Here is a 23,109-nt window from a genome sequence, read left to right as displayed (position 1 = left end):
GAAACGACACGGCTTTTAATGGTAGACGATGATATTTAATTGAGGACATTAAAAGAAGCGGTGAAACGGCCATTCCATAGGATGCAAGAGCAAAGGTGCCGATAATCATTTGTTGTAGGCAAGGTAGTTCGCTAAGATGAATGCTGTACAAACAGAATGTGGGTTACTCTTAACATGCCAAAATATTAATTACACATTGCTTATTTTCATAGTTAAACTTTCATAATTTAAAAAGAAGGTAAAATCACTCATATTTTACTATTCAGTTAGTATCAAGGTTAATCATCGATAAAAACGACTTTTATATACTTGGCTATTAATATAATTGCAACTATTACCATTGGAAAATAGAACCACCAGTGGTTTGGTGTGAATATAAGATTTATTAAAAATAATACTACAGTAACGAGGATAAATCTTAATATATGTTCTTTAAAATTGATTTTTTTATCTGACTTGTCGGCCATTTCATCACCTGAGATTTTTATAATCTTACTATATTATTAATATTATTTAAGCATACCCTGATTGTTTATATAATGGGTTATCTATTTAAAATGAAATGTCAGAAATGAAAGTAGTTTTTGCCTATATTTCATAGGTAACCCACACGATTTTATATGGGTTACTCTTAACATGCCAAAATATTAATTATTTTTTTTTAAAATTTTTCAAGATAAATGGAAAGATTCATGGAATTATTATAACTGTCATCGTTTCATTACGGATTTTTTAAGTGATTATCTACTAGAATTGAATGGTAGGTAAACGATGTTTATTAATTTTTTGCAAATAGGGGCATTGAATGTAAGAAAAAGTTTTATATTTAAAAATGTATATCTAATATTATGTTTCAGTTAACAAAAAGGGAATTCATTGAATCAATAATTGCATTTATTGTACTTTCTATTTGTTTTGCTATATCGAATGTCAAATTTGATGTTCAGGGATTCATTTCAATTTTGCCTATTGTCCTGATCGGTGCCGGAATCGGATCTGTATCTCATGAGTTTGGGCACAAATTCATGGCCATGAGATATGGTTACAAGGCTGAATTTAGATTATGGCCTATAGGGTTGCTGATTGCATTTGTCACATCATTTTTTGGAATTGTAATCGCATTGCCCGGTGAAGCCCGCATCTATGCTGAAGATATGTCTGATGAGATAGTTGGGAGAATTGCAGTTGCGGGGCCAATGCTCAATATTGCATTTGGATTAATTTTCATTGTAATTGCCGTTTTGATATATCCTCTTACACCATATTCCGATATTCTTTATTACATATTTCTGATTGATGCTATAGGATTCTCTGTTAATAGCTTTTTGGCTGCATTTAACATGCTTCCTTTTTATACACTGGATGGGATTAAAGTTTTTAAGTGGAACATTAAAATTTGGTTTGTCATATTCGCAATTTCAGCAATGTTGATGTTGGTGTCTATAATGATTGGGCCTGAAAATCTGGTTAAAATGTTTTTAAAAATATAATCTATTTTTTTGCATGCAACATTCTTTCTTGCAAACACTAATTTGACATAATTAATTGATTTTTGTTGGCCCATATAGATTTCACAAATTAAACTTTTTGCTTTGGTTTTGTAATTTAATTTAATGGCAACAACGATTATTTAAATCAAATAGAAAATCTGAATGATATAATTTAAATAAGTGTACAATCAATAATTCGATTGGAAAAAATAGACGTGTTTAAAAAAATAATTAAAGTAAATGTTTAAACATTTACTCTACAACTTTAAATTTTTTCTTAGCAATAACCTTTCCGGAAAATGCTTTATATGTCGCTTTAATGGTTACTTTTTTGCTGACTTTAAGAGTGTCAAGCACGGATTTTTTAATGATTACTTTAGCAACGCCTTTCTTATTGGTTTTTGCCTTGTAGTATTTGCCTCTGAACTTGAATATAACTTTTTTACCTTTAACAGCTTTCTTAGCTTTTTTCAAAGTAGCTTTCAGCACAAGCTTTTTGGCGGATTTTTTTATGGTGGCCTTTTTCAATGTTAACTTATAGTAAAGGAATTTGCATTTTGAAGCGGTTCCACCGTATACATCCCTTCCTTTCTTTGCTTTATTCTCATCAAAGGTACATTTCACCGCTTTGGCGCCATGCTTTTTATCGGTATCATTATATTTGAATCCGTATATTGCTCCGCCATTTTTGGCAACATTTCTTTTGAATGTTGAGGATTCGATTAAACAGGTGTAGTAATTAATGTCACTAACCCATTTGCCATCATTATAGTGGCCAGTAAGTGAATGGCATCTGAAGTAAACAGCACCGCCCCTTTTTTTCACTGTGTTGTAGCTGAATTTGGAATTTTTTATGACAATGTTTTTATTTGCAAATACAGCACCACCACTTTCATTAGCTTTATTTGATTTGAATGTGCAGGAATTGATGTCAATATGGGAAAATGCATAGACTGCTCCTCCTCCACGACCCTTAGCTTGGTTTTCGGTGAATACACAGTTGGATATTGTGTCTTTACCAGGTTCAAGAACTGCTTGCATTAAAGTAAACATAATGTTTTGATCCTCTGTGGCATTGCGACCTTCAAAATACTGGTAATAGAATCCTGCACCTTTTTTCAATGTTAGTGAAAAGACTGCACCTGCATCTCCACCAGCAGTATTCTTGTAAAATTTAGAATTTTTTAAGGTTAATGCGCCTAAAGAATTAATAGCTCCACCTGCAGTGCCCGCCTTATTGCTTGTGAAGGTACAGTGGTCAACTGCCAATTCTCCAAAGTTTAATATTGCACCGCCGTAAATCTTGGCGTTGCCGTTTTTGAAATTGATGTTCTTCAATGTGACCTTATTAAACTTTAATCCATTGCCGTAATTGATATTAAAAATTCTAGATTGACCCATTCCGTCGATGCTATGTCCGTTTCCGTTGATGGTTATATCCTTATTGATGAAAACTCCGGTAGTGAGTTTAAAGCCGCTGTTGTACTTATAATCGTTGTATAAGTTAATTGTGCTTCCCGCATCTGCATTAGAGACTTTCAATTGCAGTGCTGTGAAGGTACCGTCGTCTTTATTCTCTGTGCTGCTTTCCTCTAAGGGATGGTCTTCAGCATTGCTGGACACTTCCATATCGTCGATGTCACTTTCGACAGCAAAATCATTGTTGTCAATGGATATGGCTGTATCATTCGCATCGCTAGTTAATGTCACATCATCAACGTCACCGGCTACAACGCCTGAAACACTAAAAAGAATACCAGCAACCAATAAAATTATCAGTAAACTCTTTTTTCTCATTGTTTTCTCCCTTTCAAAAAATTATTAGAAGTTATTGAAATAACTCCTAAAATAATCCACTTTCTTCTAAACGTTCTTCAAAGTATTTTGAAGCCTTGTCCGCTTTTTCTTTAACAAATATTGAACAGATAATGGCCACGAGCCCAATTGCTATAAGAATGGCCAATGCAAAGAAGTAATTCGACCAGACCACTCCAAGCTGCGCCTCACGCAATAGGTTAATTGCATATGTCATTGGCATGTATGGATGTATGAATTGGAAGAATTTGCCCATGATTTCGATAGGATAAATTCCGCCTGTTGCAGATATCTGGAATACTAAAAGAAGCACTATGGCTGCTTTTCCAACAGTTCCGATAGCCGTTATGACAGAATATATCAATAACATGAACACTACCGATACCAGTATCGCTGAGAAGTAGAACAACGGATAATTATCTACATGGATTCCAAGGATGTATGACCCAATCAGGGTTACACAAGCCTGCAGGATACTCATTATCACATAGATTGTTTGTTTGCCCACATACATTTCGAATGGGGAATACTTGGTTCCCACACTTGATTTAGGTTCTATCATTACACATGTAATTAATGCTCCAACCCACATTGACAATGCAATATAAAATGGTGCTACGCTAGATCCATAATCAGGCACTGAGAACACTTCAGTTGTTTCCAGTTTGACCGGTGAGAAGAAATAGTCTCCGAGAAGTGTCTCATTGATTCCTGTAATGCTTGAAAGTGCATCTGCAGATGAGAAAAGGCCTGCTGATGCTGAGAATAATGCTTGTGCAGCAGCATTTGAAAGCATTTCCGCTCCTGCTGCAAGAGTCACTGAACCTTCGGCCAATTCAGCTGAACCTCCCGCTAATTCTCCGGATTTTTCAGCTAAAAATACACTACCGTTAGTGATTTGTTTTGAACCCTCTGCCAATTGGACTGAACCTTTTGCCAGTTCGCTAGAACCTTCTGCAATTTGCCCACTTCCGTCTGCAACTTGAGAAACTCCATCAGCATATTCTTTAACAGGGCCTTCAGGTATTAAGGATGGATCAACACTGGATTCAACTTCCTCAGCACCTTTTTGAAGTTCATCTGATTTTTCTTGAAGGAAATTGTTATTTGATTCAATAAGCTTTTCACCTTCATCTATTTTTCCAGACTTTTCTTGTAGTAATTCTGATCCTGCCTGTATTTGCTCGGATCCCTCTTGAACTTGTGAGGCTCCATCTTCAACTTGGGCCGCACCTGAAGAAACTTCTCCTGCACCCTCTTGAAGCAGAGCTCCTCCTTCAGACAACTGTTGAGCTCCGGAAGCAAGACCTTCCTGCAATTCTCCAAGCTTGCCGTATGCCGCAAGATTTATAAATTCAACAATCTTTGCATTTAGATTGGAATAAACAGTATTGGCTGCGGTATTGGTTAGTTTGGCAGCCACTGGGTTGGCTTTAACGTTTACGACGTATTCCAATTTTGCCTGTTCAGGGTTATCTGTGGTAATCGAAACGATGTTCTCACTCAGGTTTTTGGGCACCACTATGCCTGCATAATAGTCTCCCTTATGAACCCCGTCCCGCAGCTCATCCTCCGTGACAAATGTCCATTTGAATTTGGTATTGTTCTTCAAGTCCTTAACAAGCTCATTTCCAACATTTATTTTAGTTCCTTCAAAGGATGTGCCGTTATCAAGGTTTGCAATTGCAAATTCCACTTCATCAGTGTTTCCGTAAGGGTCCCAACATGCATATATGTTTATAAGTGCATAAAGGGAAGGCAGAATAATTATTCCAATCAGCACTATTGTTACGATAGGATTTGAAAATGCTGATTTGATATCGTTTCTCATTATCTCTAGAATATTGCCTATGTCCTTTCTACCCATTTTACACCTCGTCTTGTTTATTCATGATGTTGCAGGATTGTTTATAAGAATCCCATTGCCTCAAGCATGGACTGCAAACCTAAAATGACAATGGCCAATCCGCCGATTATTTCGATGTAATCTGCATATTTGATTGCTATTTTTGTTCCGTAGGTTCCCAGAAGCAGCCAGATGATTACGGCAATGATACTTAATACACTTAGGATTATAGGGTTTACATGCGCTACAGCACCCTGTGAAGCTAAAATGAGGTTTTCGATGTTTCCAAAAATTAGCAGTCCAGTAAATGGAGCATAATCTTTTAAATTTACCATTATTATTCACCTCTTTTTGCTTTTCTAATGTTTATTACAGCATCTTTAATTGAAATAAGACCTAAAATGAATATTGCAAGGCCACCAATGAATGTGATGTAATTGGCATATTGTATTGCAACATCTGTTGCTACAAATCCGATTACTAGCCAGACAATAACTGCAAAGATACTTAACATCCCTAAAACCTTAGGATTCACACCTTGAACCACTCCTTGAGAGGATAGTATAAGGTTCTCTATATTTCCAAAAATTATTAATCCCACAAAAGGTAAATATTCTTCTAACATTAAATTCACCAATAATATTTATCATTATGTATATATAAAAGAGTTTCTATTGAATTAACAAAAAATAAATATGATTTACATATAATTGATAAATAATTAGTTTAAGGCACATTGAATTAAAAGGTGTAAATATGAAAGAAAAAATTACATATGAAGATTTAAAAGAACATGAACATCTTTTTTTGCTAGCCCCAGCATTTATATTGAATGGAATGGCAAAAAGGAATTCAAATCTTGTAATTAAGTTCAAATCAGCAATCGAATCTCATTTGAACGCTTTAAATGACGAGGAAAGATCTAAATTGCATGCCATATTGAACAGTGATGTTGACGAGTTGCAGAGGCTGTTGAGGCAGGCTTATATTCAGACAAAAATAAAGCAATATGAGATACTGTCCAATCCTAAAAATAGGGAGTTCATCGAGATGAATCTCAGAGAATTGAGAAAACTGATTTAAAAAATGAAATTAATGGATTATTCAGTTGAATAACCCATCTAATAATCCTTTTGCATCACTGGCATTGGTATCGTTCAAGACATCTGAAACTTCGTTTTGATAGTTGTTGATGTCGCCCTGCACGTTTTGAATTTGTTCAATGCTTGTTGCAAGGTTTTCGATGTCGCTGTCTGTAATGTTTATGTTGTTTATGACTGTGTAGTTGTTGATGATGTTCACGATGGTTGTGTGGTCTGTAACATTATTCTCTTGAACTTCCTCTTTCACGTCATCAACCATTTTGGACAGATCATCTGCATTTACATCTGAGTTCTTAACTATTTCAGCTTGAGTGTAGATTTCATTGTTTGCGGCTTCTTTTACAGGTTCCGGAATTTCAACCTCTGTCACCACTTCGTATGAGTTCATGATTCCTGCAAGGGCGGATTCACCGGTCGCTTCAACAGGGCTTGTCACGTAAACGTGTCCGGCTGTGATTCCCGCTGATTTAAGTGCGGAAAGGTACATGTCTCCTGTGATTGTTGTAATTTTGGATTTGTCAACACTCACTTCCAGATTGTCATTTTCGTTCAAATCCACGAGTGCGGATGAAAATACCTGATCTGAGGAGTAGGTCTTGCCTGTTATTGAACTTGAAATCTTGTTCACGTCTGAAGCTGTGATAATTTTTGAGTCCACGTTTTTCAAATCGATGCCTGCATTGTTTACAAAAAATCCGTCTACAGTATTTTTATAATTTGCGTTGTTGTAGGTTGTCTCACCATAGGTTATTACCACTTGGGTGTCACTTGTTGAAAATCCCACTGGAATGAGCATTCCAACAATGATTATCGCTAGTAAAATCATTATCTTGCGCATTAGTATCACCTCTTAAAATATTGGTAAATTTTGTTTAGTCATTTAAGTATTTAAATGTATCTTTTTTGTGTATACAATTTTTGAGTCCGGGATAACTTTAATTAAGTTTAGTTAATTTTATATGTTTTCAAATCAAATTTAAACTTATAGTAAATATTATATTTTGCTATGTTTCAATTGGGCATGAAGGAGGTGAAAAAACGAAAACGGATAAAAGATTATTATTTGCATTAATTATTTCAATATTACTTGTATTTTCTGTAAGCTGCGTATTTGCAGGAGATAATGAAACAATATCTGATGTGGTGAGTGCTCCAAGCGAGTTAGAAGAGATAACGCAAGTTCCAGATGTTCCGGATGTTCAGTCTTCTCAATCAGATGAGGGAATCCTTGAAGCAGGGAATAATGTAATTAATGTTCACGTTTATGATTCTTTCAATGAAACAGGCAAAACATGGACGGAAGATGGAATTGAACTTAAGGGAGCTACCGTAAAGTTGTATGAAAATTCTACAAATAAGTTGATTTCAACTCAGACAACCAATAATAATGGTATTGCAACATTCACAGGATTAGGTTCTCAAATATATAATTTGGAGTTTACCTACCTGACATACAATCCGATTTATCTCAAAGGTATTGATTTTACTAAAAACAGCGGTACATTGGACATTAAGGATGTGATGTTTGTTCCAGACATGCTATTATTGGTGGATTACGCTTCTCACAACGAAAAGGTTGACCTGCTGATGAACATGTCAAGGCGTGTTGCATACATCAGTACCACTAACTTCGACGAGTCAAGGGCATGGTTGGCGGAATATGCAAACTACATCCACATTGACATGTTTGCTGAAAACTCAGCTTATAACAAGTTTACAGCAGCATATCTAAAGCAATTGTTGAAGAACTCTCCGGCTAACAATAAATATAAGGTCGCATACACTTTCGGAGTTTACTCACAAGAGATATTGAATACAACTGGTATGCATATCATTGGAGCCAATCCAAGCAATAATATCTATGATACTATTGAAAATACTTACATCGGATCCTATTTCCAGGCGGAAGATATCAAGGACTCAACCGTTCTGGTTAAGAACATGGAAAATTACTTTAATTACGTTCGTTATCTAATCGAACCTGAAAAATATTCCAATCCTACATTGACCGATGACGGAATTCCTATGATGAGTCCAGAATGTGGTTTTTACCATCCTGATTTGGGAATGTATACTCTTGTTCCTGAAGCAAATCTGATTCATGAGTGGATTACAACAAATCCGGGTTATTCCAAAACCCCTGACGGCAGCCTCAACTGGATGAATGAGAACTATCAAAATTGGGTTGAACGCGAATTAAATCCCAAATCTTTATTCAGCGATTTTGAAAACGATTACGAAGCCAAATTTTCTCCGGATAAAAAGCTCATAGCTATCGCTACTTACTATGGTGGTGGAGATGTTGTGGATGCTTTGATTAGAAGTTATGCCGCAAGCGGCAGGCCTGCCTTTAATGTATTCAAGACAAGCACTGCCCCTTCAATGTCTTCTATATTAAAAGGCATCACAAATTCCTCAAGATTGGGAATTTCACTGATCACTTCACTATATAGTTGGTCTTTAAGTTATGCCAATGGTTCAGCAGAACCTGATTTATCTGAAATAGACTTGGCTGTTCTCAAAGGTGTTAATGAAATATCTGAATACAGTTTTAATTCCGAACTGGGTCCTCAAATCGAATGGACCTATGCTGTAACCTACCCAAGTTTTGAAGGTGTCTACGGACCGGTTATCCTGTCATATGTTGACGATGCAGGTGATACTCATGTAATCCAGACCGGTGTGGATAAGATGGTTAAGCTGAGCTGTGGCTGGGCTGATTTGAAGGATTTGGAAAATCACGATAAGACCATAGCTATTGTACTTTACAACTATCCTCCGGGCAAGGCTGAAATCGGTGCTTCATATCTCAATGTAACCCAATCAACTTATGATCTGATTGTCAAGTTATATGAGCAGGGTTATGATACCGGAGGGGACATCCGTGAAAGGATGACTCCACAGGAACTTGAGGACCGCATTTTCAAAATGGGTAACAAGGGTTCATGGGCTTACGGTCTTTTGAGACAGTACGTCGAGGAAAACTATAATGAACTTGTCAAACACAATCAGCTGATTTCAACAAGGGACTTCCGTAATCTGATCAGGGACATTCCAGCCGACCTCATAAAGAACATGACCGATTACTGGGGTTCAGGTTTGGGTCCGTCAATGGTATATAACGGCACAGATGAGCAGTACATGATCGTTCCGGGAATGTGGTTCGGTAAGGTATTTGTCACATTCCAGCCAAGTAGAGGTTGGGAAGAGCTCAAAACGGTTGAAAATTACCACGACTTGACTTTGCCTCCGACACAGTACTATGTGTCATTCTACAAATGGCTGGACAAGACCGCAAAGGTAAACGCAATCGTCAATATGGGAACCCACGGAACCCTCGAATGGCTCCCGGGCACTAACTTGGGTGCTGTTGCAGGTGACTGGACTTTCGAGCTGACATTGAATCCGACACTATATCCTTATATCGTATCCAACCCTGGTGAGGCCATGGTTGCAAGGGACAGGATTGCAGCATTGCTGATCACTCACATGACCCCGGCAATGGTGACATCCGGTTTATATGGTAACTACACCGTATTAAATAATTATATTACATACTATAAGGACCAGGTGGCTCTCGATGTATCATCAAACGCTGAAGAATATAAGGCAAAAATCATCAAACTGGCTCCAACATTAGGTTTCAGAAACTTTACAGAAGCTGAAACATTTGACCAGTGGTTGGATGACCTTCACTTGTATTTGGAAGCGATGAGTGATGATTTCATAAGTTACGGTTTGCATACATTGGGTAAAATATTGACAGGTGAGGAGCTTGTGGAAGAGGTCATTACAATCACAACTTCCCAAACCAAGATTTACACATACATCATGGAATTCCTGTATCCTGAACTCAAGGGAATGAATTTCTACGAGGACATTTCAGGAAATCTCAATTATCTGGTTCAAGCCAGTGCAATCAAGCAGTTCCTAAGAGATTATGTGACCGATTTGGTAAACGGCTCTTCAATAAGTGATTTGGCACAGAAATATAACATTCCGGTCGGATCTTCATTATACAACTCAACATTGTATGCCGAACAGGTCATTGTCAATATCCAAAACAACAACGAATGGAATGCTATATTGACCGCTCTTGAAGGAGGATATGTGAAATCAGGACTCTTTGCAGACCCTTCCTATGGTGATTCAATTCCTACTGGTTATGACGGTTATGCATCAGACCCTACAAGAATGCCTTCAGAGTCAGCTTATGAATCAGCAATCAAAATCGTTGATTTGTTGCTCTCTGAATATTATGAAAAACACGGCAAATGGCCGGAATTGACTTCATTGATCTTATGGGGTACTGAAATATCAAGAACTGAAGGTATTGGCGTAGCAGAATTCCTTTATTTCCTTGGATGTAAGCCAGTATGGGCAGACAACGGAAAAGTAATTGGTGTTGAAATGCTTCCTTTGGATAAGTTAACCGTTAAATTAACCAATGGCAGTGTTGTAAACAGACCAAGGATTGACGTGTTTGCAAGTATCGTTACAAGCAATAAGGACTGGCTATCATGGATGTTGAAGGCGGTAAAATTAGCAGCATTTGCTGAAGGCGAAAACGCCACCAACAACTACGTGAAAAAGCATTATGCTGAAAACCCTTCACTTGACAGGCTGTTCGGTCTTCCAGGCAATGTCCTTGAAGGAACAGGTATGTCAACACTTATTCCGAACACAGCCGATTGGGATATAAACACCGTCAACGAGTTCGCAATGGACGTGTATCTCTCAAGGGTATCCTACTCCTGGACAATAGACGATAACGGCAATATTGTAATAACAAATCAAAAGGACAACTTCATATATCTGCTCAACAAGACTGATTTGATTACTCAGAACTTTGACAGTACATGGAGACTGTTCGATTCAGATGATTACTATGACTGGTTTGGCGGATTGTACAATGCTGCTAATATATTGAAGGAAAGGTCAGGTCAGGAAAGGCCAGACACTTCATTTGTAGATATAAGAAGCAAAAACAATTATATTGCAAGAACCTATGAAGAGGAAATCGATTTTGAAATAAGAACAATGCTTTTGAACCCTAAATATTACATGCCGCTCATTACCGGCGGTGGTGCCGGAATGAACTCCTATGCGGCTAGAATCCAGAACATGTTTGGAGGTTTGACAGTAAGTGGAAACAATCTTGATACCCAATTGGGTAATCAATTGGCCAATGAGCTGTTGGGCATGGACGGATATGTCAACAGTGCAACAACAGCATCAGGTTATCAGACTTCACTTGCTTGGATGATTTACCTTGCAGACCAGGGGACCTGGCATACAGACATGAAGACATATAAGGAGCTGGTTGACAAGTATATAGATAACGTAAACAAATATGGTGTAGCATGTTGTCACCACACATGTAAAAACCTTGCTTTCAACGCACAGCTTATCCAAATGAGTTCATTAACTCCTGCTGAAAAACAGAAATTTGCAGAGATACTTGCACAGGCAACAAATACTGATCCTTTATATCAGATGCCTGAAGAGGAAAACCAGGCCTCCAACTCACAGCAACAAGGCGGTTCAAGCAATGGTGATTCAAACTCCGGAAATCAAAACTCCAATGCGCAGCAATTGGTAAACGGAACATCAAACGACAGGTCCAGTAGCAGCGACGGAGGAAGAACTGCCGTTGGTGCAGACGGTTCAGAAAGTGGAGATGCAAGATCTGCCAGTGAACTTTCAAGCTCTTCAAGTTCCGCTTCCGATAGCGGTTCCGGAGAGTCAGGCGCAAAAGCATATGAATTGTCAGAAAACTCAGCGGCCAAATCTGCAAGTGCAACTGAATCAAGCATGCCGATATTTGTTATCATTGCAATAATTGTTCTGATTGCAATATTCCTTGTCGGATATGTAAGAAATGATGAAGACGAATATGATGATTATTAATTAATCATCAACTTTTTTTTATTTTTTTCAAATTTAGTAATTTTTAAATATACTTTATTTCAATACATAATAATAGTATAGATTATTTATGTAAAAGAGGTATATCATGATTAAAAAAATTAATATTTTATTAGTTTTATTATTACTTTTAGTGTCTATCGGCGCTGTGAGTGCTGCCGATGATTTGAATGACACTATCTCAAGTGATGATGGAACTGTTTTGGAGGAAGTTGCATCTGAGGATGTTGTGGCTTCTGATAGTGAGGATATTGTATCTGCTAATTCCCACACGGTTAATAAATCAAATTATTATAATTATTTTGATGCATCTACAGGGGAATTAAAGGATTCTTCCGCAAGTGAAGGAGATACAATTAATCTTGAAGGCGATTTTTCAAATTTAAAGTTTGTTTTTAAAAAGTCAGTAAATGTTGTTGGAAAAGACAATGTCAGATTATCCAATTGCATGTTTACATTTTCTGATGGAGCTTCCGGAAGCTCTATTTCAAAATTGAACATTTTCAATACAAAAGAAACAACATATGGTATTTTCTTAAATGGAGTAAGTTATTGTACCATTCAGGATTGTTTTATTAACAATACTGGGGCTTCATCTTATGCGGTTTGTATTGCAAATAGTGCAAATTATAATAATGTCACTCATAACAATTTAAATGCATATGGAATTACTTACGGTCATGGAACTCGTTCAACTCCTCCATTGCTTATAAGTGGAGCTCATTACAATTATATAGCAAATAATCTAATCGGTTGTGATGATGCAAATGCAATTTACTTATCAAGCTACTCTGGAGGTCCTTTGAAAGGAGGAAACTCCAATTTTAATTTGATTTACAATAACACTATAAAATATCACGTTCTTCCTACTTCCTGGAGTTATGGAATTCAATTAATGGGTGCAAATAACACAGTTGACTCAAATAGGATTATTGGAGCATATCGTGGTGTGTCATCCCAGGCATCAGGCAATATTATTATTAATAATTGGATAATTAATATGACTGGTGCGGATTATAATCACCCTAATATTGAAGTAGGTGGAGATATAGGAATTGTTGGAGGCACTTATTCAACTATTGCAAATAATACAATTTTAAATGCAAGAATATTATCCAGCGGTGCGGGAATTTCAGTGTTGGACCATTCTACTGTAGAAAACAATATTGTCCAGATAGCTTATAGAGGTACTGGAATACACCCGCAGGGTTCTGATATAATAATTAAAAACAATAATATTTCAACACTTTCAGGTGTGGGAATTTTATATAATTCTTATTCTTATAACCTAACAGTCATAGGTAATAACATTACAAGCCAATCCGGTGTCGGTGTTCTAATCCAAAAATTAAGTTCAAAAAGAATGCCTGGAAACATTACTATCGTAAATAACTATATATTCACAGGCAACACTTATGCTATTGATGCAAGGGACGCTGATGCTAATTCGGAAAATGTGATAGGTCCGAACAATATTCCAAAAAATGGAGGTAAGGTTTTAACTCCTGAAGGTGAATATGATCCATCAGTTCCGGTTTACAATTTTAATGGAACAACCTACACAGTAACTCCTTCCAATTTAAATACTACTTTCTTGGAAGACAATGGAGCATTCAAATCAGATATTAAAGATGGGGATATATTAAATTTTGAAGGAGAATTCCACAATCTAAGAATCCTTGTCAATAGAGGTGTCAAAATCAATGGTCAAAATGCAATCTTCTACAACACTACTTTCCAAGTATCTTCTGACGGTGCATGGCTCGAGAATTTAGTGATTAGAAACAATGATGCCGGAGGATCAAATTGTTGGGGAGTAGTTGCCTATAGGGTATTCGGAGCAACAATTAAAAATTGTGATATTGAAGTTTTCGACCTAAATTCAGCCTATGCAATTTATGTGGTGGAATCAAGCAATGTTGATGTATTGAACAACAGGCTATTCTCCAGCGGCAGTTATTTAACTTACACACTCCTCGCCCACACAGTTGAGGACTGTAATTTTATCAACAACACCATTAAAACTGAAGGTACAGGTAACATTTATGCCCTTTCCGGTGGTGAAACTTGTATTGACGGTAACTGCATTGACGGCAATTGCTTGGATGGTAATTGTTTAGACGGAAACTGTTTGGATGGTAATTGCTTGGATGGTAATTGTTTAGACGGTAATTGTCTGGATGGTAACTGTTTGGATGGTAATTGTTTAGACGGTAATTGTCTGGATGGTAATTGTTTAGATGGAAGTTGCCTTGACGGTAGTTGCTTTGACGGAAATCATTATGTCACAGGAATTTTCAGAACTTACGGAATTTTAATGATTTATGCTTCCGGAAACAACGTTTCTGGAAATAGGGTTAATGTCACTTCTAAATTAAATAGGACAGTTGGCACCAATCAATCCACTAACTCCCTTGTAGGTATTGACTTGTATTATAATAGTCATGATAACACTTTCTCATCAAATAATATCTATGTATACGGTAATGATAATTATATCTATGGAATGGGAGTTTTAGGATATACTGAGGGACATAATGCTCCTGAAGGTCAAGGTGCAACAAATACTCGCTTTATTAACAATCAAATCCTATTGGAAGGAACATATTTCGTTGAAGGATTTGTGATTGGGCAGGAATCTACCGATACAATAATTACTTCAAATATTGTTAATATGCAATCTGATTGTGTAGCTTATGGTATTAATTTGGAAAAGCCACAAAATTCCATTATCAATAAAAATACATTCGTAATAAATTCCGATGTTGTATATGGAATTGAAGCTTTCAATTCAAATAATAATAAAATTAGCGAAAATAATTTTGAAATCAATGCAAAACTAGCTTATGGATTTGCACTTGCCAATTCTGTTAATAATGAAATTGTTGAAAATGAAATAATCGCTAATGGAACTGGTGAAGCGATTTCATTTAACAATCATGATGTAATCTCTGAAGGAAATGCTGGAATTTATCTTGATTCTAATTCAACTAATAATAATATTACAAACAATGAAATCACTTCTAATAAAGGTTATGCAATACTCTTAGATGAAGATGCAATTAATAATGTCATCGAAGACAATTATCTGGTTTCAGAATTGGGAATAGGTGATGATGGAGTAAATGATGCGTCAAATAATGTTGTAAGGAACAATTATAAGTATTTGGTTAATGGTATTCTTCAAGATATCAATATCAATTACTTGGAAAATGGAACATTTGTTTTCACAACTGAAGATAATGCTTTGGAAGGTGCAACAGTCAAATTTATGGATTTAGACGGTAATGTCATTAGTGAGGCCATTATAACAAATGGTGAAGCAAAATCCGAATATAGTTTTGTTGACTACACTCCAGCTTCATATACCATTTCAGCATTAGTAAATAAAAAATACTTCAGGTTAACCGAATTCTCCGCTCTTTTAAGTGTTGAAGATGGAGACTTGGATGTAGTTTTATACAATACAACTGGTGCAATGCATAGGAACGCTGAATTCATAGCTGTAATTAAAAACATTTTAGGCATTGGCGTTGAGGGAATAACTGTCGAATTTTACGTCAACGATGAGGGTTATGAAAGTTATGTTGGTAAGGCTGTCAGTGATGTCAATGGTATAGCTTCTCTCATGGGAGAAATACCTGAAATATATGATGCTTCTCCATTAATCATTGCAAAAATTATTAATCCGGATTATTTCAAATCAACTTCTGCAAATGCTAATTTAACTGCTTATAAATTACTAAGCACAAAACTCACAATCAATACAAATGTTTATCCTGGTGGTGTTTTAGCCATTTTGAAAGATGCAAAAGGTAATTTGTTACCTAATAAGTTGGTTTCAGTGAAAATCGGTTCAAAAACTTATGATATTTCAACCAATTCCAAAGGAGAAATAATCATGCCGGTTATTTCCAAAGGCAGCTATTCAGTTTCTGTTTCATTTGCAGGTGATGCACAGTATTATGATTCTAAAAATACTGCAAAAATAACTGTTTTGCCTTCAATTGTTGAAAGCAAAAGTTATACTGTCTATTATGGAAACACAATAACCTATAAAGTGCGTGTAAAAGGATCTGACGGAAGTTATGGTGCTGGAAATGTCGTAACCATTAAAGTAAACGGTCAAACTTACAAAGTCCAGACAGATAAAAACGGTTATGCCACCAAAGTACTCAAACTTAAAGCCGGAACCTACACAATCACTTCAGAGTTTAAAGGCGATAAAGTTTCAAACAAGCTAACTTTCAAGCCTACCCTGACTGCAAAAAATATCGTAGCGAAAAAAGCTAAAAAGATTAAATTTTCAGTAAAAGTGGTTGATAAGAATGGTAAAGCAGTGAAAAAGAAAAAGGTTACTTTTAAAATCAAAGGTAAAAAATACACTGCCAGAACAAATAAAAAAGGCGTAGCTACTGCATCCATTAAGAATTTGAAAGTAGGTAAATATTCTATCAGTTCAAGTTTTGGCGGATGCACAATTAAAAATACAATCAAAATCAAAAAGTAAAGGTTATTAACCTTTATTTTACTTTTTTTTCAAATAACCTTTAATAACATTTAAATATATTTAATTACTATTTTTTAATATAGTCAATCTATAATTTTTATTCATCAAATTTATTAGACTATACTTTAATTTAATAATAATAAAGAGGTGTAAATATTAAACAAAAAGCCCTGATTATTTCATTGCTTCTACTTTTTTTAATGGTTTTATCAGTTAGTGCAACTTTTGCGGCTGATGAAAATGTAACATTATCAGAAGTGGATGATGAAGTAACCATTGATCAAGATGTTCTAAGCGTTCAAGAAGATAATGCACCGCTTAGTGTTGAGGATGAAGGTGTTGTTGAAGCTGATGACGGCTTTGATGATGTTTTGAAAGCGGAAAATGTTGTAACAAATAATACGTTCCACAATTACTTTGATGATTCAGGTAATTTGTTGGATACCGTAACAGATGATGAATTAATTTTTGAAGGGGACTTTTCCGGAATTGATGTAAATTACATTACCATTGATCGAGAAATTAAGTTCACTGGAAAAAATGCAATATTTAACGGAGTATCCTTTGTAATTTCTTCAGATGATGTTGAAATAAATGGTTTTGATTTAACAGGTTCAGATTATGCATTAATCACTATGTCTGAAGTTTCTAATGTAATAATTTCTGACTGTAAAATAAATTTCACTGCTGTTGAAGATTCTGATAGTTATGCAATTTATGCATTTTCTGTCGATACTTTGAAAATTATTAACAACAATATAACTTATGTTGGATGCACAAACGGAACTTACATAAATAATGCTATTCGTATTGAAGGGGATGAGGAAGAAGAAATATCTTCAGACGAGATTATAATTCAAAAAAACAATTTTGATATTACACTTCCTTCAGTTGCTATAAAACATCCTGACATGTATTCACTTGAAAATACTAAAATATTCTCTGCAGGTATTGATTTATTTTATTGTTACGATGTAAATATCATCGACAATGAAATGAATATTAAATATAATAATCATTATGGTAAATTAGATTCAATAGTAGGTATTTCTGTTAGGGGAAATCCAATGAATCTCATTTCAGAGGATCCTATTGTTTCTGAAGAAGTTTTAATTAAAAACAATGTAATTAAAGCAACAGGTTACAATTATATTTATGGTATTTTGATTGCAGGAAACGATTTTGAAGTTTCAGACAATCAATTAACAATTTCCTCTGATAATTATTATGCAAACGCTATTGAAGTCGAAGGACCTTCTGAAGAGGGTATTGTAAAAAATAACACAATTTCACTTAAAGCACCTGGCGCAACTTATGGTATTATTAGTGGTGTTTTAACTATGGGTATTATTGATGGTGTTAATTATGTTGATAACACTATTGATGTTGAATCCTACTTTGCCTGTGGTATAGAGTTATCACAATGGGATTCTGAAATTACTAACAATAATATTTCAGTAAAAGGTAATTACACAGTCGGAATTTGTGACAGTGCTAAAAATGGTGAATCTACTATTTCTAAAAATACAATTGAGTGTTTTGGTACAAATATTGGTGATGACCCTACCGGTGACACTATTTTAGGTAAAGAAAGTATTGCTATTGCTGTTTTAGGTGATGTAACTATTGAAAATAATAATATCTCCTCTACTAATGTAGGTATTGAAGCAGTTGAAGAAGGCACTGTTGTTATCAGAAAAAATGATATTAATGTGATTGCTAACACTGGTAAAATTGATAATTTTGCTATTGTTGCTAGTGAGATTGATGATTTAACTATTATTAATAACAATGTAACATACGCAGGTATGGTTGATTACCAATTCGTAACCATTGGCTATGATGATTGGGGTTATCCTATTTATGATACCAGCAATAACACTCACGCCTATGGTGTTTTCATTAAAAATAGTGATGTTAAGATTGCGGATAATAATTTTGATATTGCCATTCCTACCTTTGCTGTAAACTGGGGTGCTGCCCGTGAATCTTTCAGTGAAGGTATTGTTTTAGCAGGTTGTGATGATGCGGTATTAAGCAACAATAATATTACAATAAGTGCTAATGGCGGTAATAGTTGGGATACTATTTACGGTATTGATATTTTGAATTCCGCTAATCCAACCGTTGTAGTTAACGATATAGTTCTTAATGGTGCAGGTTATTCCTATGGTATCATTATCAATGATGAACTTTTCAAAATATATACTAATAACATTACTGTAACCTCTGACGAATATGCATGTGGCATTGATGTTGAAGGTGCAGCTAAAGGTGAGATTGAGAACAATATTGTCACTGCTACTGCAACCAATTCCGCTTATCCGATTTACACTGGTATGGTAGCAGGTCAGGACGTAGTGGTTTCCATAAATAACAATGAAATTAAAGGTGAAGCTTACTATGTTGTTGGTTTAGAGATTGCTGCTTCAGAAGCTCATATTTATGAAAATGTTATTTATGTAGATGGTAATCATACTATTGGTATTGGAACTAAAGTTTCCAAGGTTGAAATAAAGGACAATATTATTAATGCTTTTGCTTCAAATGTTGGAGATAATCCTGTTTGGGATAGTATGAAAACTGATAACTGTGGTATTAAAGTAATTAGTGGTAATGCAATCATAACTGATAATAAAATCGCTTCTAATGCCATAGGAATCAATGCTGATTCAACAAATGATATTGTGAAAATTATAGATAATGATATTGTTGTTAATGCTAATAGTGGTAAAGTTAATAATTATGCTATTGTTGCTGAAGAAGTTAACTTAACTATTGTTGATAACAATGTAACATTCAATGGTATGGTTGATAACCAATTCGTAATCATTGGCTATGATGATTGGGGTTACCCAATTTATGACTCATCCAATAATACCAGATCATATGCTGTTTTCGTTAAAAATAGTGATCTTGTAATTAGAGATAATGATTTTGACATTGCTATTCCTACCTTTGCTGTTAACTGGGGCGCTACCCGTGAATCTTTCAGTGAAGGTATTGTTATAGTGGGTTGTGATGATGCGATATTAAACAACAATAATATTACTATAAGCACTAATGGAGGCACTAGCTGGGATACTATTTATGGTATTGATATTTTGAATTCCGCTAATGCAAAAGTTGTTTCTAACGATATACTTGTTAATGGTGCAGGTTATACCTATGCTATCATTATTAATGACGAGTATTTTGTTATTTCAGACAACAATATTGTTGTAACATCTGACGAATATGCATGTGGCATTGATGTTGAAGGCACTGCTGAAGGAATAATCGTTTCAAATAATATAGACACTACTGCTGCTAACTCTGCTTACCCGATTTACTCTGGAATGAATTACATGCCGGTCACCATTACTATTCAAAAGAATAACATAACCGGTGAAGCTTATTATGTTGTAGGTATTGAAGTAGGTGGAACCGAAGCAGAAATAATTGAAAATGATATTAAAGTAAGTGGTAATCATACTATAGGTATTGGTGCTTATATTGATGAAATAACCATTGATAACAACAATATTACTTCCAATGCTTCAAAAGTAGGCGATAAATCTATTTGGGATCAAATGGGAATCGCTGATACTGGTGTTGTAATCAAAAAAGGTAATTTCACTATTACAAACAATGAGATTGAAACAACCGGAGATTATGCGGCTAAATTAGGTGACAATAATGGTACTATTGCCGATAACAAAATGACCAGTAATGAAGGTGAAGGTGATATGACTATTTATGGAACAGGTAATATAACTGAATCTGGAAACACAGGTGTTCCTACCGATAAGCTCAAAGTTGTTGTTGCTGCTGTTGAGTTTACCAAAGTTTACGGCACTGATGATCTCTTTACAGTTAAACTTTTAGATGAATACGGTCGTCCAGTGTCTAATAAAACAGTTACTGTATCTCTTGCAGGTCAAACATTCGCTAACGTTACTGATATGAACGGTAAAGCCACATTCAATATTAATGTGGTTCCTGAAGAATATCTTGCTTTGATTAAATTTGAGGGCGATAATAACTACCTTTATAAATCTGTTTATAATTATGTCGCCATTACCAAAGCACCATCAGCAATTACCGCTCCAGACAAATCACTTTTAGTAACCGCCACTAAATCTGGTGTAAATTACCAAATTGTCTTAAAAGACAACTCAGGTAAGGTTTTAGCAAATCAAAAAGTAACTATCAACGGTAAAGAATATACCACTGATGATAAAGGTGTAGTTAATTACAAAATCACTGCTTCTAAAGCTGGAACTCAAAAGTTAACAGTTAAGTTTGCTGGAGATGCATATTATGCAGAATCCACCAAGACTGCAACTATCAAAATCAGCAAAGAAGCAGCCAAATTGACTGCTAAAAAGAAAACTTTCAAAGCTAAAGTCAAAACCAAAAAATACACTGTAACCTTAAAAGACAGTAAAGGTAAAGCAATCAAAAAAGCTAAAGTAACCTTAAAAGTTAAAGGTAAAACCTACAAAGCAACCACCAACGCTAAAGGTAAAGCTACCTTTAAAGTTAAAAACTTAAAGAAAAAAGGCAAATACACTGCTAAAGTTAACTTTGCTGGAAACAACCTTTACAATAAAGTTGCAAAATCAGTTAAAATTACTGTTAAAAAATAGGGATTTTTAATCTCTATTACTTTTTTTATTTTTTCATATAGATTACTCAATTTATAATTACTGTTTTTAAAATGTCACTTAATTATATTCGATAACCTATAATTTATTGTATATGATTTCATTACAAAATAACATTTAATGTATCGTTGCTTCAATATTTGTGGCACTTATTTTTGCCTTGAAAATCGGTAATAAAAAATAGTAAAAAAAGTAAATTAGTGTTGACTAATCTACTCCATTGCATCCTTGACCCTGTCGAAGAGTCCTTTTTTGACCTGCTTGATTTCATCTCCGCTGATTTCGGCGAACTGCTTGAGCAAGTCTTTTTGTTTTGAATTTAATTTTTTAGGAACTACAACAGTAACGGTAACGTACATGTTTCCTCTACCTTTGTGCCTGACGGAGTTCATTCCTTGGCCTCTTAGTTTGAATACAGTACCGCTTTGTGTTCCAGGAGCAATCTTGAATTCAACCTCTTTCCCCTCAATGGTAGGAATGCTTAAAACATCACCCAATGCCGCTTGCGGGAAACTCACTTGCTGTTCCATGTACAGGTGGTCGCCTTCACGGGTGAATTTCTTGTCCCTTTTGATGTGGATAGTTACAATCAAGTCCCCTTCGAGACCTGCTTTTTCGCCGCAGTTTCCTTCACCTGAAACCCTTAAGTGATTGCCTTCGTCGACTCCTTCAGGAATTTCGATTTTGATTGTTTTTGTTTTTCTTTTGCTTCCCTTACCGTGGCAGTCTTCACATGGATCTGTAATTATCTTACCTGTTCCGCCACAGTCTCTGCACGCCCTTACGTTAACCATCTGGCCTAGGAAAGTGTTGCTGACTTCCTTGATTTGGCCTGTTCCTCCACAGGTTGTACAGGTTTCAGGGTCGGATCCAGGCTTTGATTTGGAACCGTGGCATGTTGGACACAATTCGCTTCTTGTGATTTTGATTTCCTTTTCACAGCCTTGGAATGCCTCTTCAAGAGTTATTGGAACTTCAGTATATATGTCTGAACCTCTTTGAGGGCCTGCATTCCTTCCTCTGGAGCGGGCACCTCCTCCTCCGAAGAACATATCGAATATGTTTCCTATATCGAATCCCTGGAAAATGTCGTCGAAGTTCACGTTTTGATAGAAATCTTCAGCTGTAAATCCATCCATTCCTGCATGACCGAATTGGTCATACCTTTGACGTTTTTCATCGTCAGACAAGACAGCGTAAGCTTCACTTACTTCTTTAAACTTATCTTCTGCATCTGGTTCATCACAAACGTCCGGATGGTATTGTCTGGCTAATTTACGATAAGCTTTTTTAATTGTTTTCTCATCGGCGTTTTTGTCAACGCCTAAAACTTCATAATAATCTCGCTTGTCTGCCATTTGTTCACCTTAAAAAATAATAAATAGAATAAATAATAGTTTTATTTTAATTGTTAGTTTAACTATTTTTTTGATTCTGATTCTGATTTTGTCTTAACCTAACAATCCAATAAAACTGTATTATTTAATCTAATCGTCTTTTACTTCATAGTCTGCATCTATTGTGTCATCATCGCTGTTGTCGCCAGCACCTGCATTAGGGTCAGCTCCTGCTTGTTGTTGAGCTTGTGCTTCTGCCTGTGCTTGTTGGTAGATTTTTGCACCAATTTCTTGAATTACGTTGGATAATTCATCAGACTTTGCTTTAATGGCATCAACGTCATCGCCAGCTATAAGTTCTCTTAATTCAGCTACAAGTCCTTCGACTTTAGTTTTTTCATCTTCAGATACTTGATCTTTAAGTTCATCTA

Annotated in this window: 13 protein-coding genes; 5 read left to right on the top strand and 8 right to left on the bottom strand. The window is 35.5% G+C overall.

Translation table 11 applies throughout. The features are described 5' to 3' along the window. Nucleotides 1-278: 278 nt before the first annotated feature. A complete protein-coding gene (locus E7Z77_RS06975) occupies nucleotides 279-467 on the bottom strand; it encodes a 2TM domain-containing protein (protein WP_292751974.1) in 189 nt (62 codons plus the stop codon). Nucleotides 468-848: 381 nt separating this feature from the next. On the opposite strand from E7Z77_RS06975, the gene E7Z77_RS06970 reads away from it, so the two are divergent. Continuing rightward, nucleotides 849-1,490 (top strand): site-2 protease family protein, encoded by a 642-nt coding sequence (locus E7Z77_RS06970; protein WP_292751971.1) that lies wholly within the window; start codon nucleotides 849-851, stop codon nucleotides 1,488-1,490. Nucleotides 1,491-1,742: 252 nt separating this feature from the next. Here the strand turns inward: E7Z77_RS06970 and E7Z77_RS06965 are convergent, their stop codons facing one another. Genes E7Z77_RS06965 through E7Z77_RS06950 form a run of 4 tightly spaced genes read right to left on the bottom strand, consistent with a single transcriptional unit; the run spans nucleotide 1,743 to nucleotide 5,776 of the window. Beyond that, entirely contained in the window at nucleotides 1,743-3,287 is a 1,545-nt protein-coding gene (locus E7Z77_RS06965) for a hypothetical protein (RefSeq protein WP_292751968.1), read from the bottom strand. A gap of 46 nt (nucleotides 3,288-3,333) precedes the next feature. Beyond that, on the bottom strand, nucleotides 3,334-5,172 hold the full coding sequence (locus E7Z77_RS06960) for a YhgE/Pip domain-containing protein (RefSeq protein WP_292751965.1): 1,839 nt from the start codon (nucleotides 5,170-5,172) through the stop codon (nucleotides 3,334-3,336). Between the two features lie 41 nt (nucleotides 5,173-5,213). After that, the gene (locus E7Z77_RS06955; RefSeq protein ID WP_292751962.1) at nucleotides 5,214-5,486 is read right to left on the bottom strand and encodes a hypothetical protein; all 273 of its coding nucleotides are present in this window, start codon (nucleotides 5,484-5,486) and stop codon (nucleotides 5,214-5,216) included. Nucleotides 5,487-5,488: 2 nt separating this feature from the next. Then, on the bottom strand, nucleotides 5,489-5,776 hold the full coding sequence (locus tag E7Z77_RS06950; protein WP_292751959.1) for a hypothetical protein: 288 nt from the start codon (nucleotides 5,774-5,776) through the stop codon (nucleotides 5,489-5,491). Nucleotides 5,777-5,907: 131 nt separating this feature from the next. Between E7Z77_RS06950 and E7Z77_RS06945 the strand changes: the two genes are divergently transcribed. After that, on the top strand, nucleotides 5,908-6,234 hold the full coding sequence (locus E7Z77_RS06945; protein ID WP_292751956.1) for a hypothetical protein: 327 nt from the start codon (nucleotides 5,908-5,910) through the stop codon (nucleotides 6,232-6,234). A 21-nt stretch (nucleotides 6,235-6,255) separates the two neighbouring features. Here the strand turns inward: E7Z77_RS06945 and E7Z77_RS06940 are convergent, their stop codons facing one another. Continuing rightward, entirely contained in the window at nucleotides 6,256-7,092 is an 837-nt protein-coding gene (locus tag E7Z77_RS06940) for a DUF1002 domain-containing protein (RefSeq protein WP_292751953.1), read from the bottom strand. A 305-nt stretch (nucleotides 7,093-7,397) separates the two neighbouring features. Here E7Z77_RS06940 and E7Z77_RS06935 point away from each other — a divergent pair, with 305 nt between their 5' ends. The 3 genes from E7Z77_RS06935 to E7Z77_RS06925 all read left to right on the top strand — a co-directional run bounded on the left by E7Z77_RS06935 (nucleotide 7,398) and on the right by E7Z77_RS06925 (nucleotide 21,323). Beyond that, complete coding sequence (locus E7Z77_RS06935) at nucleotides 7,398-12,164, top strand: cobaltochelatase subunit CobN (RefSeq protein WP_292751950.1); 4,767 nt, start codon at nucleotides 7,398-7,400, stop codon at nucleotides 12,162-12,164. A gap of 106 nt (nucleotides 12,165-12,270) precedes the next feature. After that, entirely contained in the window at nucleotides 12,271-16,692 is a 4,422-nt protein-coding gene (locus E7Z77_RS06930) for a right-handed parallel beta-helix repeat-containing protein (RefSeq protein WP_292751947.1), read from the top strand. 200 nt (nucleotides 16,693-16,892) lie between these two features. Beyond that, entirely contained in the window at nucleotides 16,893-21,323 is a 4,431-nt protein-coding gene (locus E7Z77_RS06925; protein ID WP_292751944.1) for a hypothetical protein, read from the top strand. A gap of 230 nt (nucleotides 21,324-21,553) precedes the next feature. On the opposite strand, the gene dnaJ is transcribed toward E7Z77_RS06925, so the two are convergent. Both dnaJ and E7Z77_RS06915 read right to left on the bottom strand, forming a co-directional pair. Then, nucleotides 21,554-22,699: a molecular chaperone DnaJ gene (gene dnaJ / locus E7Z77_RS06920; RefSeq protein ID WP_292751941.1), complete on the bottom strand. Its 1,146-nt coding sequence runs from the start codon at nucleotides 22,697-22,699 to the stop codon at nucleotides 21,554-21,556. Between the two features lie 129 nt (nucleotides 22,700-22,828). Continuing rightward, the coding region (locus E7Z77_RS06915) for an Hsp70 family protein (RefSeq protein WP_292751938.1) at nucleotides 22,829-23,109 on the bottom strand (281 nt) is incomplete at its 5' end.

The organism is Methanobrevibacter sp., from assembly GCF_015062985.1.
In the GTDB taxonomy this organism is placed as follows: Archaea; Methanobacteriota; Methanobacteria; order Methanobacteriales; family Methanobacteriaceae; genus Methanocatella.
The sequence above is the reverse complement of the archived record's forward strand: the minus strand, read 5'-3'. Positions and strand labels throughout refer to the sequence as shown.

What these genes read in the sequence shown, in the direction of transcription:
- E7Z77_RS06955 (WP_292751962.1), bottom strand. Translation starts at nt 5,486, where the DNA reads ATGGTAAATTTAAAAGATTATGCTCCATTTACTGGACTGCTAATTTTT.
- E7Z77_RS06945 (WP_292751956.1), top strand. Translation starts at nt 5,908, where the DNA reads ATGAAAGAAAAAATTACATATGAAGATTTAAAAGAACATGAACATCTT.
- E7Z77_RS06925 (WP_292751944.1), top strand. Translation starts at nt 16,893, where the DNA reads ATGGTTTTATCAGTTAGTGCAACTTTTGCGGCTGATGAAAATGTAACA.
- E7Z77_RS06950 (WP_292751959.1), bottom strand. Translation starts at nt 5,776, where the DNA reads ATGTTAGAAGAATATTTACCTTTTGTGGGATTAATAATTTTTGGAAAT.
- E7Z77_RS06930 (WP_292751947.1), top strand. Translation starts at nt 12,271, where the DNA reads ATGATTAAAAAAATTAATATTTTATTAGTTTTATTATTACTTTTAGTG.
- E7Z77_RS06970 (WP_292751971.1), top strand. Translation starts at nt 849, where the DNA reads ATGTTTCAGTTAACAAAAAGGGAATTCATTGAATCAATAATTGCATTT.
- E7Z77_RS06975 (WP_292751974.1), bottom strand. Translation starts at nt 467, where the DNA reads ATGGCCGACAAGTCAGATAAAAAAATCAATTTTAAAGAACATATATTA.
- E7Z77_RS06965 (WP_292751968.1), bottom strand. Translation starts at nt 3,287, where the DNA reads ATGAGAAAAAAGAGTTTACTGATAATTTTATTGGTTGCTGGTATTCTT.
- E7Z77_RS06960 (WP_292751965.1), bottom strand. Translation starts at nt 5,172, where the DNA reads ATGGGTAGAAAGGACATAGGCAATATTCTAGAGATAATGAGAAACGAT.
- E7Z77_RS06940 (WP_292751953.1), bottom strand. Translation starts at nt 7,092, where the DNA reads ATGCGCAAGATAATGATTTTACTAGCGATAATCATTGTTGGAATGCTC.
- dnaJ (WP_292751941.1), bottom strand. Translation starts at nt 22,699, where the DNA reads ATGGCAGACAAGCGAGATTATTATGAAGTTTTAGGCGTTGACAAAAAC.